At 41.2% G+C, this 13,300-nt stretch carries 12 protein-coding genes and 1 rRNA gene; 12 read left to right on the top strand and 1 reads right to left on the bottom strand.

From position 1 onward, the window contains the following. Positions 1-47: 47 nt before the first annotated feature. Complete coding sequence (locus tag PAN94_RS02735) at positions 48-683, bottom strand: YigZ family protein (RefSeq protein WP_285874482.1); 636 nt, start codon at positions 681-683, stop codon at positions 48-50. Between the two features lie 56 nt (positions 684-739). Between PAN94_RS02735 and PAN94_RS02740 the strand changes: the two genes are divergently transcribed. The 12 genes from PAN94_RS02740 to PAN94_RS02795 form a co-directional block, all read left to right on the top strand. Continuing rightward, positions 740-2,041 (top strand): ATP-dependent helicase ComFA, encoded by a 1,302-nt coding sequence (locus PAN94_RS02740; RefSeq protein ID WP_285874483.1) that lies wholly within the window; start codon positions 740-742, stop codon positions 2,039-2,041. Beyond that, positions 2,038-2,703, top strand: a complete 666-nt coding sequence (locus PAN94_RS02745) for a ComFC family protein (RefSeq protein ID WP_285874484.1) — start codon at positions 2,038-2,040, stop codon at positions 2,701-2,703. Before PAN94_RS02740 ends, PAN94_RS02745 begins: the two co-directional genes overlap by 4 nt. Positions 2,704-2,784: 81 nt before the next feature. Beyond that, complete coding sequence (gene hpf, locus PAN94_RS02750) at positions 2,785-3,327, top strand: ribosome hibernation-promoting factor, HPF/YfiA family (protein WP_045500914.1); 543 nt, start codon at positions 2,785-2,787, stop codon at positions 3,325-3,327. A 151-nt stretch (positions 3,328-3,478) separates the two neighbouring features. Next, complete coding sequence (locus tag PAN94_RS02755) at positions 3,479-6,592, top strand: pilus expression-regulating Snf2 family helicase (RefSeq protein WP_285874485.1); 3,114 nt, start codon at positions 3,479-3,481, stop codon at positions 6,590-6,592. Positions 6,593-6,633: 41 nt separating this feature from the next. Then, complete coding sequence (zapJ, locus tag PAN94_RS02760; RefSeq protein WP_285874486.1) at positions 6,634-7,305, top strand: divisome accessory protein ZapJ; 672 nt, start codon at positions 6,634-6,636, stop codon at positions 7,303-7,305. A gap of 32 nt (positions 7,306-7,337) precedes the next feature. Then, a complete protein-coding gene (gene murC, locus PAN94_RS02765) occupies positions 7,338-8,672 on the top strand; it encodes a UDP-N-acetylmuramate--L-alanine ligase (RefSeq protein ID WP_285874487.1) in 1,335 nt (444 codons plus the stop codon). An 11-nt stretch (positions 8,673-8,683) separates the two neighbouring features. Beyond that, on the top strand, positions 8,684-9,196 hold the full coding sequence (locus PAN94_RS02770) for a GNAT family N-acetyltransferase (RefSeq protein WP_285874488.1): 513 nt from the start codon (positions 8,684-8,686) through the stop codon (positions 9,194-9,196). Next, entirely contained in the window at positions 9,196-9,693 is a 498-nt protein-coding gene (locus tag PAN94_RS02775) for a GNAT family N-acetyltransferase (RefSeq protein WP_125372404.1), read from the top strand. Before PAN94_RS02770 ends, PAN94_RS02775 begins: the two co-directional genes overlap by 1 nt. 63 nt (positions 9,694-9,756) lie before the next feature. Continuing rightward, a complete protein-coding gene (gene mltG / locus PAN94_RS02780; RefSeq protein ID WP_285874489.1) occupies positions 9,757-11,559 on the top strand; it encodes an endolytic transglycosylase MltG in 1,803 nt (600 codons plus the stop codon). A 64-nt stretch (positions 11,560-11,623) separates the two neighbouring features. Continuing rightward, a complete protein-coding gene (greA, locus tag PAN94_RS02785) occupies positions 11,624-12,106 on the top strand; it encodes a transcription elongation factor GreA (protein ID WP_005592281.1) in 483 nt (160 codons plus the stop codon). Between the two features lie 77 nt (positions 12,107-12,183). Beyond that, complete coding sequence (gene nth, locus PAN94_RS02790; RefSeq protein WP_125447217.1) at positions 12,184-12,813, top strand: endonuclease III; 630 nt, start codon at positions 12,184-12,186, stop codon at positions 12,811-12,813. A gap of 408 nt (positions 12,814-13,221) precedes the next feature. Next, positions 13,222-13,300: ribosomal RNA gene (locus tag PAN94_RS02795) — 16S ribosomal RNA — on the top strand; the annotation flags it as partial.

Raw genomic sequence — 13,300 nt, forward strand, 5'->3', positions numbered from 1 at the left:
CTATGACTACGATAAAAATTCTTTATCACTAGGCCTAGCTGTTAAGATTATTCAACTGTTAAAGGAATTTCAACCTCGCGCAAACCTTGATCATCAATTTGGATTTTGCCATTGAAAAACTCGATTAATTTCTGCTCTAGTGGTTCTTTTTCCTGCTTGTCGATATAGATGGTTGTAGCCACTAGATCTGTGAACTCTGTATCGAATTCGATCAGATCTTCGGCTTTCAAAAAGTTATCGAAGTTTTGGTACTGGCTGTAAGACATTTTGAGGCGCAGGCCCGCCTGTTCTTTGATTTCGATCAGGCCAATTTCTTTAATTGCCAAAGCGACGCTGCCTGCATAAGCCCGAATGAGTCCACCAGCTCCTAGCTTAATCCCGCCAAAATAGCGCGTGACCACAAAGCAGACATTGGTCAGTTGGTGATTCTCCATGACACCGAGCATGGGGACGCCCGCTGTACCGCTGGGCTCACCGTCATCACTGGTTCGTTTGATCTCATTTTTTTCTCCGACAATAAAAGCAGAGCAATTATGAGTGGCTTTATAATGCTCTTTTTTGATGGCTGCAATAAAATCCCGAGCTTCCTCTTCTGAGTAAACGCGCTTGGCATGGCAAATGAAACGGGATTTTTTAATTTCTTCTTGGGCTTGGCCGTCTTGTCTAATTGTTCTATATTCCATAGTTTTATTGTACACAAAAAAATAGATTTTTCCAAAAGTTTTACGAATAAAAAAGTATGTTAGAAAGAAATGATTGCCTAGGTAGAATATTTACAGAAGATCAGCTCAGTCCTGAACTGCGTATGCAGGCTCAGCTGATACCCAGTATGCGAGAGGAAAGGAAGAAGTTGTTTTGCGGCCGTTGTGGCTCTCAAGTGGACAAGGAGAACTACCAGCTACCTGTCAATGCCTACTATTGCAGGGAATGTCTGATTTTGGGGCGAGTTCGGAGTGATCAAGAACTCTACTATTTTCCACAGGAAGATTTTCCAGAAAATCAGGTACTCAAGTGGCAGGGACAATTGACAGTCTTTCAAGAGAGAGTTTCTCAGGGACTGTTAGAGTCAGTTGCTCAAAAGCAGAATAGCCTAGTCCATGCAGTGACTGGGGCGGGCAAAACGGAAATGATTTATCAGGTGATTGCAGAGGTGATTGATCGTGGAGGTGCCGTTTGCCTAGCCAGCCCTCGGATTGATGTCTGTTTGGAGCTTTATCGCCGGCTCAAGCTGGATTTTGCCTGCCCGATTTCGCTTTTGCATGGCGAATCCGAGCCATATTTTCGTAGTCCCTTGGTCATTGCCACTACCCATCAGCTTCTTAAATTTTATCGAGCTTTTGATTTGCTGATTGTGGATGAAGTAGATGCTTTTCCTTATGTGGACAATCCTGTGCTCTACCATGCTGTGGAGCAGTCGGTCAAGGAGGAGGGAACCATTATCTTCTTGACTGCCACTTCGACGGATGAGCTAGATAAAAAAGTTCAAAAAGGAGAATTAAAACGACTTAGTCTTCCTCGTCGCTTCCATGGCAATCCTTTGATTGTGCCCCAAAAAGTTTGGCTGGCAGATTTTCAAAAATATCTATCGAAAAAGAAACTACCGCCTAAATTGAAGAAATATATCGAGAGACAGAGAAAAACAGGCTTTCCCTTACTGATCTTTGCCTCGGAAATCAAAAGAGGTCAAGAATTTGCGCAAGTTTTGGAGGAGATATTTCCAGCGGAAAGAGTTGGATTTGTGGCTTCGACAACTGAAAATCGTTTAGAAATCGTTGAAGAGTTTCGCAAGCGAGAAATTACTATCCTAGTCACGACAACCATCTTAGAGCGTGGTGTGACCTTTCCCTGTGTAGATGTCTTTGTTCTAGAGGCCAATCATCGTCTCTTTAGCCGTAGTGCCTTGGTGCAAATTTCTGGTCGAGTGGGACGTAGCATGGAGAGGCCGACGGGAGATTTATTCTTCTTTCACGACGGTACCACACGTTCAATCGAAAAAGCGATTCGTGAAATCAAACTGATGAACAAGGAGGCTAGCCTATGAGAAATTGCCTGCTATGCAGCCAAATAGTCGAAGAAAATAGGACTTTTTCTTCCTTGATTTTATTGCAAAAAGAACAAAATACAATTTGTAAACATTGTCGAGCAGGATTTGAAGCGATTTCCTCTATCCATTGCCCACGTTGCTGGAAGGAGGGAGAAACGGAAATTTGCTCGGATTGTCAAACCTGGGAAGCGCAAGGCTACTTGGTGCAGCATCAGGCTTGCTTTCTTTATAATGATTTGATGAAGGATTTCTTCAGCAAATACAAGTTTCAAGGAGATTATCTTCTAAGATTTGTGTTTGCAGAAGTTCTCAAAAAAAGCCTCAGAAACTTCAAAAAATATACTCTGGTTCCTATTCCAGTCAGCCCTGAAAAATACCAAAGTCGAGGTTTTAATCAGGTGGAAGGCTTCTTGCAAGCAGCTGGCTTGCCTTATAAACAGTTGCTGGAAAAGCAGGATGCGCTTGCCCAATCCAGTAAAAATCGCGAAGAACGTTTAAACAGTCAGCAATGTTTCACATTAGTAAAAGATATTTGTCTGCCAGATAAAATTTTATTGATAGATGATGTATATACGACTGGAAAAACCTTACAATTGGCTCGAGAATTATTGCTGGAAGCAGGTGTGAAAGAAGTTTTGACATTTTCACTCGCAAGATAAGAAAATATTTGCAAAAAAAGAATGAAAGCGTTATAATGATATTGTAAATAAAACATTTATGTTTAGAAAGAAGGTACTTATATGCTTAAATATAGTATCCGTGGTGAAAACCTAGAAGTAACTGATGCTCTCCGTGACTACGTAGTTTCTAAACTTGAGAAGATTGAGAAGTATTTCCAAGCAGAGCAAGAACTTGATGCACGGGTAAATTTGAAAGTGTACCGGGAAAAGACGGCGAAAGTCGAAGTAACGATTCCTCTTGGTTCTATTACCCTTCGGGCAGAAGATGTTTCGCAAGATATGTACGGGTCTATCGACCTAGTTATCGATAAGATTGAACGTCAGATTCGTAAGAATAAGACAAAGATTGAAAAGAAAAACCGGAACAAGGTTGCAACTAGCCAGTTGTTCACTGATGCTCTAGTAGAAGAAGCTGATGCAGCATCTTCTAAAGTAGTACGTTCTAAGCATATTGATTTGAAACCAATGGATCTAGATGAAGCTATTTTGCAAATGGATTTGTTGGGACATGACTTCTTCATTTACACAGATGTTGAAGATAGTACAACGAATGTTATCTATCGTCGTGAAGATGGAGATATCGGTTTGTTAGAAGTAAAATAATGTAGAAAAGCCGTCCAATTTGGACGGCTTTTTGTTGTAGGGAAAGCTCTCGCTCATTCTACTTCAAAGAATGTTTGCAAATAAAGAAATTCTATTTTATTTTTATAGCTGTCCTATGGTATAATAAAGGGATAAATGTTAGGTGGTAGGTATGGCTAAATTAATTCCTGGTAAAATTCGAACGGAAGGAATTGCCCTCTGTGATAGCAAAAAAGTCGAAATTCTTGACGTCAAAGATTCCTTTTTATACACGCGCGTGGATCAGTACAATCTACGCTATAGTCTAGATGATGATGCAGTTTTCTGCTCCTGTGATTTTTTTCAAAAGAAGAAGTACTGCGCCCATCTGGCTGCCTTGGAATATTTTTTGAAAAATGATCCAGCAGGTAAAGATCTGCTGGCGAAGATGACAGAAAAAGAGTCTTCTAGTCAGGAAGCCCAGAAATTGGTTTCTTTTGGTAGCCTTTTTTTGGATAAGATTTTGCTAGATAAATCCAGTCAGCAAGTCCGCTATGAGCTATCAGCGACTGGACAGGAAGATATTTACACAGGACAATTTTTATGGAGTCTGCGGATTAGCCGTCTACCGGATGAGCGCTCTTATGTAGTGCGTGATATTTTGTCCTTTTTGAGAACCTTGAATAAGGGTGGGCATTATCAAATCGGTAAGAACTACTATGAGCCTATCCGAATGGAGAATTTTGATGAAGCTAGTCAAGACCTACTAGAATTTTTACGAGGCTTGGTGACGGATTATAAGGGACAGGACTCTTCGTTGGTCTTTCCCAATGCTGGGCGGCACCTTTATTTTCCAGCCAGTCTTTTTGAGGAAGGCGTGACTCGATTGATGAATCTTGCTTCGTTCCGTTTGGAATATAGCTTCTATGATTATGCTGAGGTATTTTTCCAAGACTTGCATGAAGAAGCGGGAATTTATCAGTTTGAGGTGCAAGAGCGTGAAAACTTTTTTGAGCTGCTGATATCTGAAAAGAATTATAAGATGCTCTATGGGGGGCAATTTATCTTTCATAATCAGACCTTCTATCAACTGACAGCTCAGCAGACCAAGTTAGTCAAGGCATTACAGGAATTGCCGATTGAGCAAGAGCGCGTCAAGCGCCTGCAGTTTGATGTGTCTGAGCAGTCCAAACTAGCAGTAAGCTTGCTCGAGTTCAAAAAAATTGGCCGTGTGACAGCACCTGAGCGACTGTTCATTCATGATTTTACCGTGAATTTCAATTTTTACTTGGGGACTGACAAGCAAGTATTGCTGGATATTGTCTTTGATTATGGCAGTCAGACTGTAACCAGCCGAGAAGAGCTGAGAAACCTACCTTTTGCCAGCAATTTTGAGAGAGAACAGCAAGTTTTTAAAGCAATGTTGGAGGCAGGTTTTGCAGATGATTTTATCAGCCAGCGTCCGCCTTTACGACCCGAAGAAATTTACCGTTTCTTCTCCGTTCTGATTCCGCGCTTTAGAGCACTAGGTAATGTTTACTTGTCAGATGAGCTGCAGAGTCTATCACAAACAGCACCTCCAAAGGTTTCCATCAGTATGAATGGTGGGCTCTTGGATATTGGCTTTGATTTTACTGGTATTGACCAGTCTGAGGTAGATGATGTCCTAGATTCGCTGATAAATCAAAAGGATTACTTTATCAGTAAGACGGGTCAAGTTGTGATTTTTGATGAGAATAGTAAGCGAATCAGCCAGACCTTGCAACAATTGAGAAGCAAACATTCTAAAAATGGGGTTATCCAAACGCATAGCTTGGCTGCCTTTCAACTCTCTGAATTGTTCAAAGATCAGGAAAGAGTTGACTTGTCGGAGGATTTTCGCCAGCTGGCTTATGATTTGACCCATCCTGAGGATTTCCCTCTGCCTAAGCTGAAGGTTCAGGCAGAGCTTCGAGATTATCAAGAAACGGGTGTAAAATGGCTATCCATGCTGAATAAATATGGATTTGGCGGTATTCTAGCTGATGATATGGGCTTGGGAAAGACCCTTCAGACCATTTCTTTCTTGACTGCTCATTTGACCAAGTCTAAGAAAGTCTTGATATTAGCACCATCTAGCCTGATTTACAATTGGAGCGATGAGTTTGCCAAATTTGCTCCAGACCTAGATGTGGCTGTTGTGTATGGTCTGAAAAATGTCCGAGATGCTGTGATTGCAGAAAATCATCAGATTACCATTACCAGCTATGCTTCCTTCAGACAAGATGTTGAAGAGTATAAGGGACCTCATTTTGATTATTTAATATTGGACGAAGCACAGGTCATGAAGAATGACCAGAGCAAGATTGCTCAATATTTGAGAGCTTTTGAGGTGGAGCGGACTTATGCCTTGTCTGGGACGCCGATTGAAAATCATCTCGGAGAACTTTGGTCAATTTTTCAGATCGTCCTTCCGGGCTTATTACCGAGCAAGAAAGCTTTTTTGAAGATGCCTGCGGAAACAGTAGCGCGCTATATTAAACCCTTTGTCATGAGGCGTAAGAAAGAAGAAGTCTTGCAAGAACTTCCTGATTTGATTGAAGTCTCTTACCGTAACGAACTTGCAGACAGCCAGAAAACGATTTATCTAGCTCTGCTCAAGCAAATGCAGGAGCGAATTCTTCATGCAACGGAGGAAGAAATCAATCGTAGCAAAATTGAAATCTTGTCTGGTCTTATGCGACTCCGTCAAATTTGTGATACTCCCAAGCTTTTTATGGATGATTACGATGGGGAAAGTGGCAAGCTGGAAAGTTTGCGGGAGCTGTTAGAGCAGATCCAAGACGGTGATCATCGTGTTCTGATATTTTCACAATTCCGTGGCATGCTGGATATTATTGAGCAAGAACTGAGCCAGATTGGAATGAAGTCCTTCAAAATTACAGGCTCAACTCCAGCAAAAGAACGTCAGGAGATGACCAAAGCCTTTAATCAAGGAGAAAGATCAGCCTTCCTGATTTCTCTTAAAGCTGGCGGTGTTGGTCTCAATCTAACTGGTGCAAATACTGTTATTTTAGTGGATCTTTGGTGGAATCCTGCAGTAGAAGCCCAAGCTATTGGTCGAGCTCATCGCATCGGGCAGGAACGGAATGTAAAAGTTTATCGTATGATTACACGGGGAACTATAGAAGAAAAAATTCAGGAATTACAGGACACCAAACGAAATCTGGTTTCAACAATTCTGGATGGGGCAGAGTCTCGCTCCAGTCTTTCGATGGAAGAAATTCGAGAAATTCTTGGAATTTCATCTGAATCGCTTGAAAAATAGTTTGAATAGTTTATAATAATGAAGAGTTGAAAGGATATGCTATGACAAATACCAAATTTCCTATAATCGCTGATGACGAAATCATGTTGACAGAAATGCCGCACATGAATTTGTACGATGAGTTGGATCTGATTAGCAACATTAAAGGGGACTATCAGGACCGTAATTATTTAGAATGGATGCCGATTGCTAAGCCAGAAAGTCCTGCTCATGCTACTCCTAGTCAAACTGTAAGTAAAGCTAGAAAGAAGCAAGCTCCAGTTACGGACTTTAAAAAGCCGATTGATAAGAAAGATCCAGCTATTCGCTATGCTGAGCAAGCACGAGAGGAAGCTCGGGCTGATCTGAGGAAAAAACGTTCGGCTGCTTATTTGACGAGCAAGCTCCCAAATAAGGTTCGTAGTCGGAAAGTGGCACCTCCTTTTGAGGGAAATCCAGTTAAACCAACGGCCCCTTTCCAAAAGGAAAATCCGGGTGAGTTAACGAAGTTCAGTGATAAGCTAAAGCAAGATAGCTACATATTAGCAGATGTTCAGTCTCAACCTCTCATAGAAGTACCAACGAATCCAGAAAAAAAGAAAAAGAATAACTACGATTTTCTCAAAACCAGCCAAGTCTATAACAAGGGCAAGAAGCGAGAAAAACACAATAAGCATAAAAAAGCACAGGAATTGGACATCACCAAGTTGAGTTCAGATGCCCAAGGGCAATAAGGCTTCAGTTGTTTAAGATTTAAGGAGTAATCATGACGAAAACCTATCATTTTATCGGAATTAAGGGCTCAGGTATGAGCGCTTTGGCTTTGATGTTGCATCAGATGGGCCATAAGGTTCAAGGAAGCGATGTTGATAAATATTATTTCACTCAGCGTGGTCTGGAACAGGCTGGGATTCCCATTTTGCCTTTCGATGAGAAAAATCTCCAGTCAGATTTTGAAATTATTGCCGGTAATGCCTTCCGTCCAGATAACAATGTGGAAATTGCCTATGCAGATGCCAATGGTATTAGCTACAAGCGCTACCATGAATTTTTGGGTAGCTTTATGCGTGACTTTGTCAGCTTAGGAGTAGCAGGTGCTCACGGGAAAACTTCTACAACGGGTATTCTTTCTCATGTTCTGTCTAATATCACAGATACTAGCTATCTAATTGGGGACGGTACAGGTCGCGGTTCTGCTAATGCCAAGTATTTTGTCTTTGAATCAGACGAGTACGAGCGTCATTTTATGCCTTATCATCCGGAATATTCGATCATCACCAATATTGACTTCGATCATCCGGATTATTTCACAAGCTTGGAAGATGTCTTTAATGCATTCAATGATTACGCCAAGCAGATTACCAAAGGGCTCTTCGTTTATGGAGAAGACGAGCAACTACGCCGCATTACTTCAAATGCGCCGATTTACTACTATGGTTTCAAGGAAGAGGGTAATGACTTTGTCGCTCACGATCTCTTGCGCTCTACAAGTGGTTCAGGCTTTAAAGTTTCTTTCCGCGGGCAAGAGCTGGGTGAGTTCCAGATTCCAAGCTTTGGCCGTCACAACATTATGAATGCGACTGCGGTTATCGGCCTCCTCTACATTGCAGGTATTGACTTGAATCTAGTAAGGAAACATCTCAAGACCTTTAGTGGGGTTAAGCGCCGCTTTACAGAAAAGATTGTCAACGACACAGTCATTATTGATGACTTTGCCCATCATCCAACGGAAATTATCGCAACACTGGATGCAGCCCGTCAGAAGTATCCAAGCAAGGAAATCGTTGCCATCTTCCAGCCGCACACCTTCACTCGGACTATTGCTCTCTTGGACGAATTTGCGGAAGCCCTCAATCAAGCCGACTCAGTCTACCTAGCTCAGATTTACGGATCTGCGCGTGAAGTGGATAAGGGCGATGTCAAGGTCGAAGATTTAGCTGAAAAGATTGTGAAACGTGCCAAGGTTATTGACGTGGACAATGTCTCCCCACTTCTTGACCACGATAATGCCGTTTATGTCTTTATGGGAGCTGGAGATATCCAGACCTATGAATATTCCTTTGAACGTCTCCTGTCCAATCTGACCAGCAACGTTCAGTAGGAGGCGCCTGGATGGAAGCACCAATTCGAATTAGACAGGCTGAATTGAGCGACTGGGAGGAAATTCTTGCAATTGAGCAGCTGAATTTTCCAGCAGCAGAAGCAGCCAGTTCAGAAGTTCTCAAAGAGCGGATTGAACGCATCTCGGATACTTTTTTGCTGGCAGAGCTGCATGGTCAGCTGGCAGGCTATATTGTTGGACCAGCTGTTCAGGCGCGATATTTGACAGATGACCTCTTTAGCAAGGTGGGTGTTAATCCTTCAGAAGGTGGCTTCATTGCCGTCCAAAGTCTGTCCGTCCATCCGGATTTTCAGAGGCAGGGTGTCGGAACCTTGTTGCTTGCAGCTCTCAAGGAGACAGCTGTTCAGCAAAATCGACAGGGCATTAGCCTTACCTGCCATGATGAGCTGATACCTTATTACGAGATGAATGGCTTTGTCCACGAAGGGATTTCTGACTCAACTCACGGTGGGACTATCTGGTCAAATATGGTATGGGAAAATCCTGATTTTAAGGAGAAGTGATGATTATCCGTCAAGCTCAAATGGCTGACTTAGATGCCATTTATGCCATCGAATTGGAAAATTTTAGTCCAGAAGAGGCTATTAGTCGTGAAATATTGGCAAAGCACATTGAAACGATTCCTTCAACTTTTTTGGTTGCAGAAAAAAATGGCAAGATTTTGGGCTATTTAGAAGGTCCTGTCCGACCAGAACGGCATTTGCACGATGTTTCTTTCACATTGGAAATTGAGGACTATCATACTAGCGATGGTGGCTTTATCTCTCTGACTAGTCTGTCTATCTCTAAAGAAGCACAAGGCTTAGGTGTAGGAAAAGCCTTGTTGGAAGCTATGAAGGAAATTGCGATTGCAGATAAACGTCACGGTATCAATCTTACTTGTCATGATTATTTGATAGCCTACTATGAGCAACATGACTTTGTCAACGAAGGCCGCTCAGCCTCAACGTATGCAGATGAAGTATGGTTTGATATGGTTTGGGAGAATCCCCAGATTTGATTTCATAAATAATATAGTTTTAAAAGTCGGATATGATTGCATTTATCTGACTTTTAAGATATAATGTTAGGGATTATGAAGAAGGAGATCAAGTTTTTGACTGAAAATTCACAGGATAACGAAAAGACGCTGAGTTTTAAAGAGAAAATTTTGAATGAGTTGGCAGCAGCCAATGGTACCCAAAATCACTCAGTTCAGGAAGAAGCGCAGCCTCTTTTAGGTAAAGAAATGGAATTGGCGGAGAGCTTGGAATCTCTCGTTTCTGCTGTTGAAAAATCTCATGAGGTTCTAGAGAAGGATACTTCAGTAGAGGAAGAACCTAGTAAGATCAAAGTAGAAGAGCCAATGGGAAAAAGCGATTCTACTGTTCATACTCAGGCAGATGTGCTAGAAAATATAGTTCGTAATTCTACGATTTCGGAAGTTCCATCAAATGTTGATGGACCAGGACAAGCTGATGTTGCTAAGAAGGAAAGTATAGAGTCTGGAGAAGTTCAGACTTCTGTGGCTCATTCAGAAGCTTATCAAGAAAAGGTAGCACCAGTTGCAGATGAGATAAAAGAAACAGTGTTACCTGATTCAAACACTACAGATGAAAGAGAAGCTAAAAAAGACTTTTCTACTGCAGAACCAACGCTAAGCCGTAGAGATGTTGCTCATGGAAAGAAACGTTCACGTGCAGATCGTACCAATAGTAGTAAAAAGAAAAAACGTAAAAACGGCCTAGCCAATCGAATCGTGATGACAGTCTTGGTACTTTTCCTATTGGGCCTTGGTATTACTGGTTTTGTAGGATACAATTATGTCTCTTCTGCGCTGAAACCAGTAGACGCCAAATCGACAGAATATGTGACGGTGGAGATTCCTGCCGGTTCTAGCACCAAACAAATCGGAGAGATTTTAGAAAAGAAAGGCCTGATTAAGAACGCTCAAGTCTTTAATCTTTATTCAAAAATCAGAAGTTATGGTAATTTCCAATCTGGTTACTATAATCTTCAAAAGAGTATGGACTTAGACACGATTGCTAAGCAATTACAAGAAGGTGGAACAGATACACCACAGCCTCCAGTTCTTGGCAAGATAACAATTCCTGAGGGATACACTTTGGAGCAAATCGCCGAAGCAACTACTGTCAATGCTGCAAAAACTGCGAACAAGAATACTAAAACACCATTCAGCAAGGAAGATTTTCTAAATAAAGCTCAAGATGAAGACTTTATTGCAAAAATGGCAGCTAAATATCCGCAGCTTCTAGCTACTTTACCAAGCAAGGATAGTGGTGTTAAATATCGTCTTGAAGGTTATCTTTTCCCGGCTACTTATGATTATGGAAAAGAAACCACGGTTGAAGAACTGATTGACCAAATGTTGGCTGCTATGAATACCAATCTGTCGCAGTATTACTCAACAATTGAGTCCAAGAATCTGACGGTCAATGATGTTTTAACACTCGCCTCTTTAGTTGAAAAAGAGGGATCAACTGATCAGGATCGCAAAGATATTGCGAGCGTCTTTTATAATCGTTTGAACCAAGCTATGCCACTTCAGAGCAATATTGCACTTCTTTATGCTCAAGGAAAACTTGGTCAAAAGACAACTCTGAAAGAAGATGCTGAAATCGATACAAATCTTGACTCGCCTTATAATGTGTACAAGAAGCAAGGTTTGATGCCTGGTCCAGTAGATAGTCCAAGCCTGTCTGCTATCGAAGCTACTATTAATCCAAGCAAGACAGAGTACTTGTATTTTGTAGCAAATGTGGAAACAGGGGCTGTATATTTTGCAAATACTTACGAAGAACACGCTAAGAATGTGGAAGAACACGTTAATAGCAAATTAAACCAATCAGGTGAAAGTTCTAACTAAATTATGTGGTTTTCCACATAATTTTGTTTTATCAAAAAATAGAAAGAAGAGAGAAAATAAAGTAATGGCTGAAAAAACTTATCCTATGACCCTTGTAGAAAAGGAAAAATTAGAACAAGAATTAGAAGAATTGAAATTGGTTCGACGTCCAGAAGTAGTAGAACGCATTAAAATTGCTCGTTCTTACGGAGATTTATCAGAAAATAGTGAATATGAAGCAGCAAAGGATGAGCAGGCTTTCGTTGAAGGACAAATTTCAAGTCTGGAGACTAAAATTCGCTATGCTGTGATTGTTGATAGCGATTCAGTTGCTAAAGATGAAGTTGCCATCGGTAAAACTGTTACTATTCAAGAAGTCGGTGAGACTGAAGAAGAAGTATACATTATCGTTGGTTCAGCTGGTGCGGATGCCTTTGCGGGAAAAGTTTCAAATGAAAGTCCAATTGGTCAAGCATTGATTGGTAAGAAGACTGGTGATATTGCAACAGTAGAAACACCAGTTGGCAGTTATGACGTCAAAATACTAAAAGTTGAAAAAACAGTCTAAGAAAGGTCGAGCACGCTCGGCTTTTTCTTTATCAATTTATGCTATAATATAGAACAAACAAAGGAGATTGTATACTGATGGTTTTATCAAAAAAACGAGCACGCCATGTCATCGAGGAGATCATTGCCCTATTTCCTGATGCCAAACCGAGTTTAGATTTTAGAAATCACTTTGAGCTACTCGTGGCAGTCATGTTATCCGCTCAAACGACAGATGCTGCAGTTAATAAAGCTACACCGAATCTATTTTTAGCTTATCCTACTCCAGAAGCTATGGCAGCAGCGTCCGAGGCAGATATTGCCAAGCACATTTCGCGTTTAGGACTTTATCGAAATAAGGCCAAATTTCTGAAAAAATGTGCCCAGCAACTCTTGGACGATTTCAATGGTCAAGTGCCTCAGACTCGGGAAAAATTGGAAAGTTTAGCTGGGGTGGGGCGTAAGACAGCTAACGTGGTCATGAGTGTAGGGTTTGGTATTCCAGCTTTTGCCGTTGATACACATGTTGAACGCATTTGTAAACACCACGATATTGTCAAAAAGTCAGCAACTCCTTTAGAAGTTGAAAAACGTGTTATGGACGTTCTCCCACCTGAACGCTGGCTAGCTGCGCATCAGGCTATGATCTACTTTGGTCGGGCTATTTGCCATCCCAAAAATCCAGAGTGTGATCACTATCCTCAACTTTACAATTTTGATCATGTTTAAGATAGAGTCTTTAGATACAAATTTTTACTTAGCGACGAATGCTTTAAGGGACGTAAGAGACTGTTGCGAGAGTTAGGGGAATATTTAAGAGACTTTAGCAGCACGGTAATATAGTGAATAAGGGAGAGGAGAGTATAGGTAACCTTTCCCCTTTGATGTTGGATTATCAGTGATTTTGGGGCATTAGGAAAAAAATTGTAAAAAAAGATAAAAAATTTCAAAAAAAGTGTTGACAAGGGAATGGATAGGTGATATACTGATATAGTTGTCGCTTGAGAGGGCGACAAAGACCTTTGAAAACTGAACAAGACGAACCAATGTGCAGGGCACTACAACATATGTTGTAGTACTGAACAAAGAAAAAAACAATAAATCTGTCAGTGACAGAAATGAGTGAGAACTCAAACTTTTAATGAGAGTTTGATCCTGGCTCAGGACGAACGCTGGCGGCGTGCCTAATACATGCAAGTAGAACGCTGAAGGAGGA

Origin of the sequence: Streptococcus sp. SC1, from assembly GCF_030272855.1 — a bacterium.
Classification (GTDB): domain Bacteria; phylum Bacillota; class Bacilli; order Lactobacillales; family Streptococcaceae; genus Streptococcus.

Coding starts and splice junctions, on each gene's coding strand:
- PAN94_RS02735 (WP_285874482.1), bottom strand. CDS start 683: ATGGAATATAGAACAATTAGACAAGACGGCCAAGCCCAAGAAGAAATT.
- PAN94_RS02740 (WP_285874483.1), top strand. CDS start 740: ATGTTAGAAAGAAATGATTGCCTAGGTAGAATATTTACAGAAGATCAG.
- PAN94_RS02745 (WP_285874484.1), top strand. CDS start 2,038: ATGAGAAATTGCCTGCTATGCAGCCAAATAGTCGAAGAAAATAGGACT.
- hpf (WP_045500914.1), top strand. CDS start 2,785: ATGCTTAAATATAGTATCCGTGGTGAAAACCTAGAAGTAACTGATGCT.
- PAN94_RS02755 (WP_285874485.1), top strand. CDS start 3,479: ATGGCTAAATTAATTCCTGGTAAAATTCGAACGGAAGGAATTGCCCTC.
- zapJ (WP_285874486.1), top strand. CDS start 6,634: ATGACAAATACCAAATTTCCTATAATCGCTGATGACGAAATCATGTTG.
- murC (WP_285874487.1), top strand. CDS start 7,338: ATGACGAAAACCTATCATTTTATCGGAATTAAGGGCTCAGGTATGAGC.
- PAN94_RS02770 (WP_285874488.1), top strand. CDS start 8,684: ATGGAAGCACCAATTCGAATTAGACAGGCTGAATTGAGCGACTGGGAG.
- PAN94_RS02775 (WP_125372404.1), top strand. CDS start 9,196: ATGATTATCCGTCAAGCTCAAATGGCTGACTTAGATGCCATTTATGCC.
- mltG (WP_285874489.1), top strand. CDS start 9,757: ATGTTAGGGATTATGAAGAAGGAGATCAAGTTTTTGACTGAAAATTCA.
- greA (WP_005592281.1), top strand. CDS start 11,624: ATGGCTGAAAAAACTTATCCTATGACCCTTGTAGAAAAGGAAAAATTA.
- nth (WP_125447217.1), top strand. CDS start 12,184: ATGGTTTTATCAAAAAAACGAGCACGCCATGTCATCGAGGAGATCATT.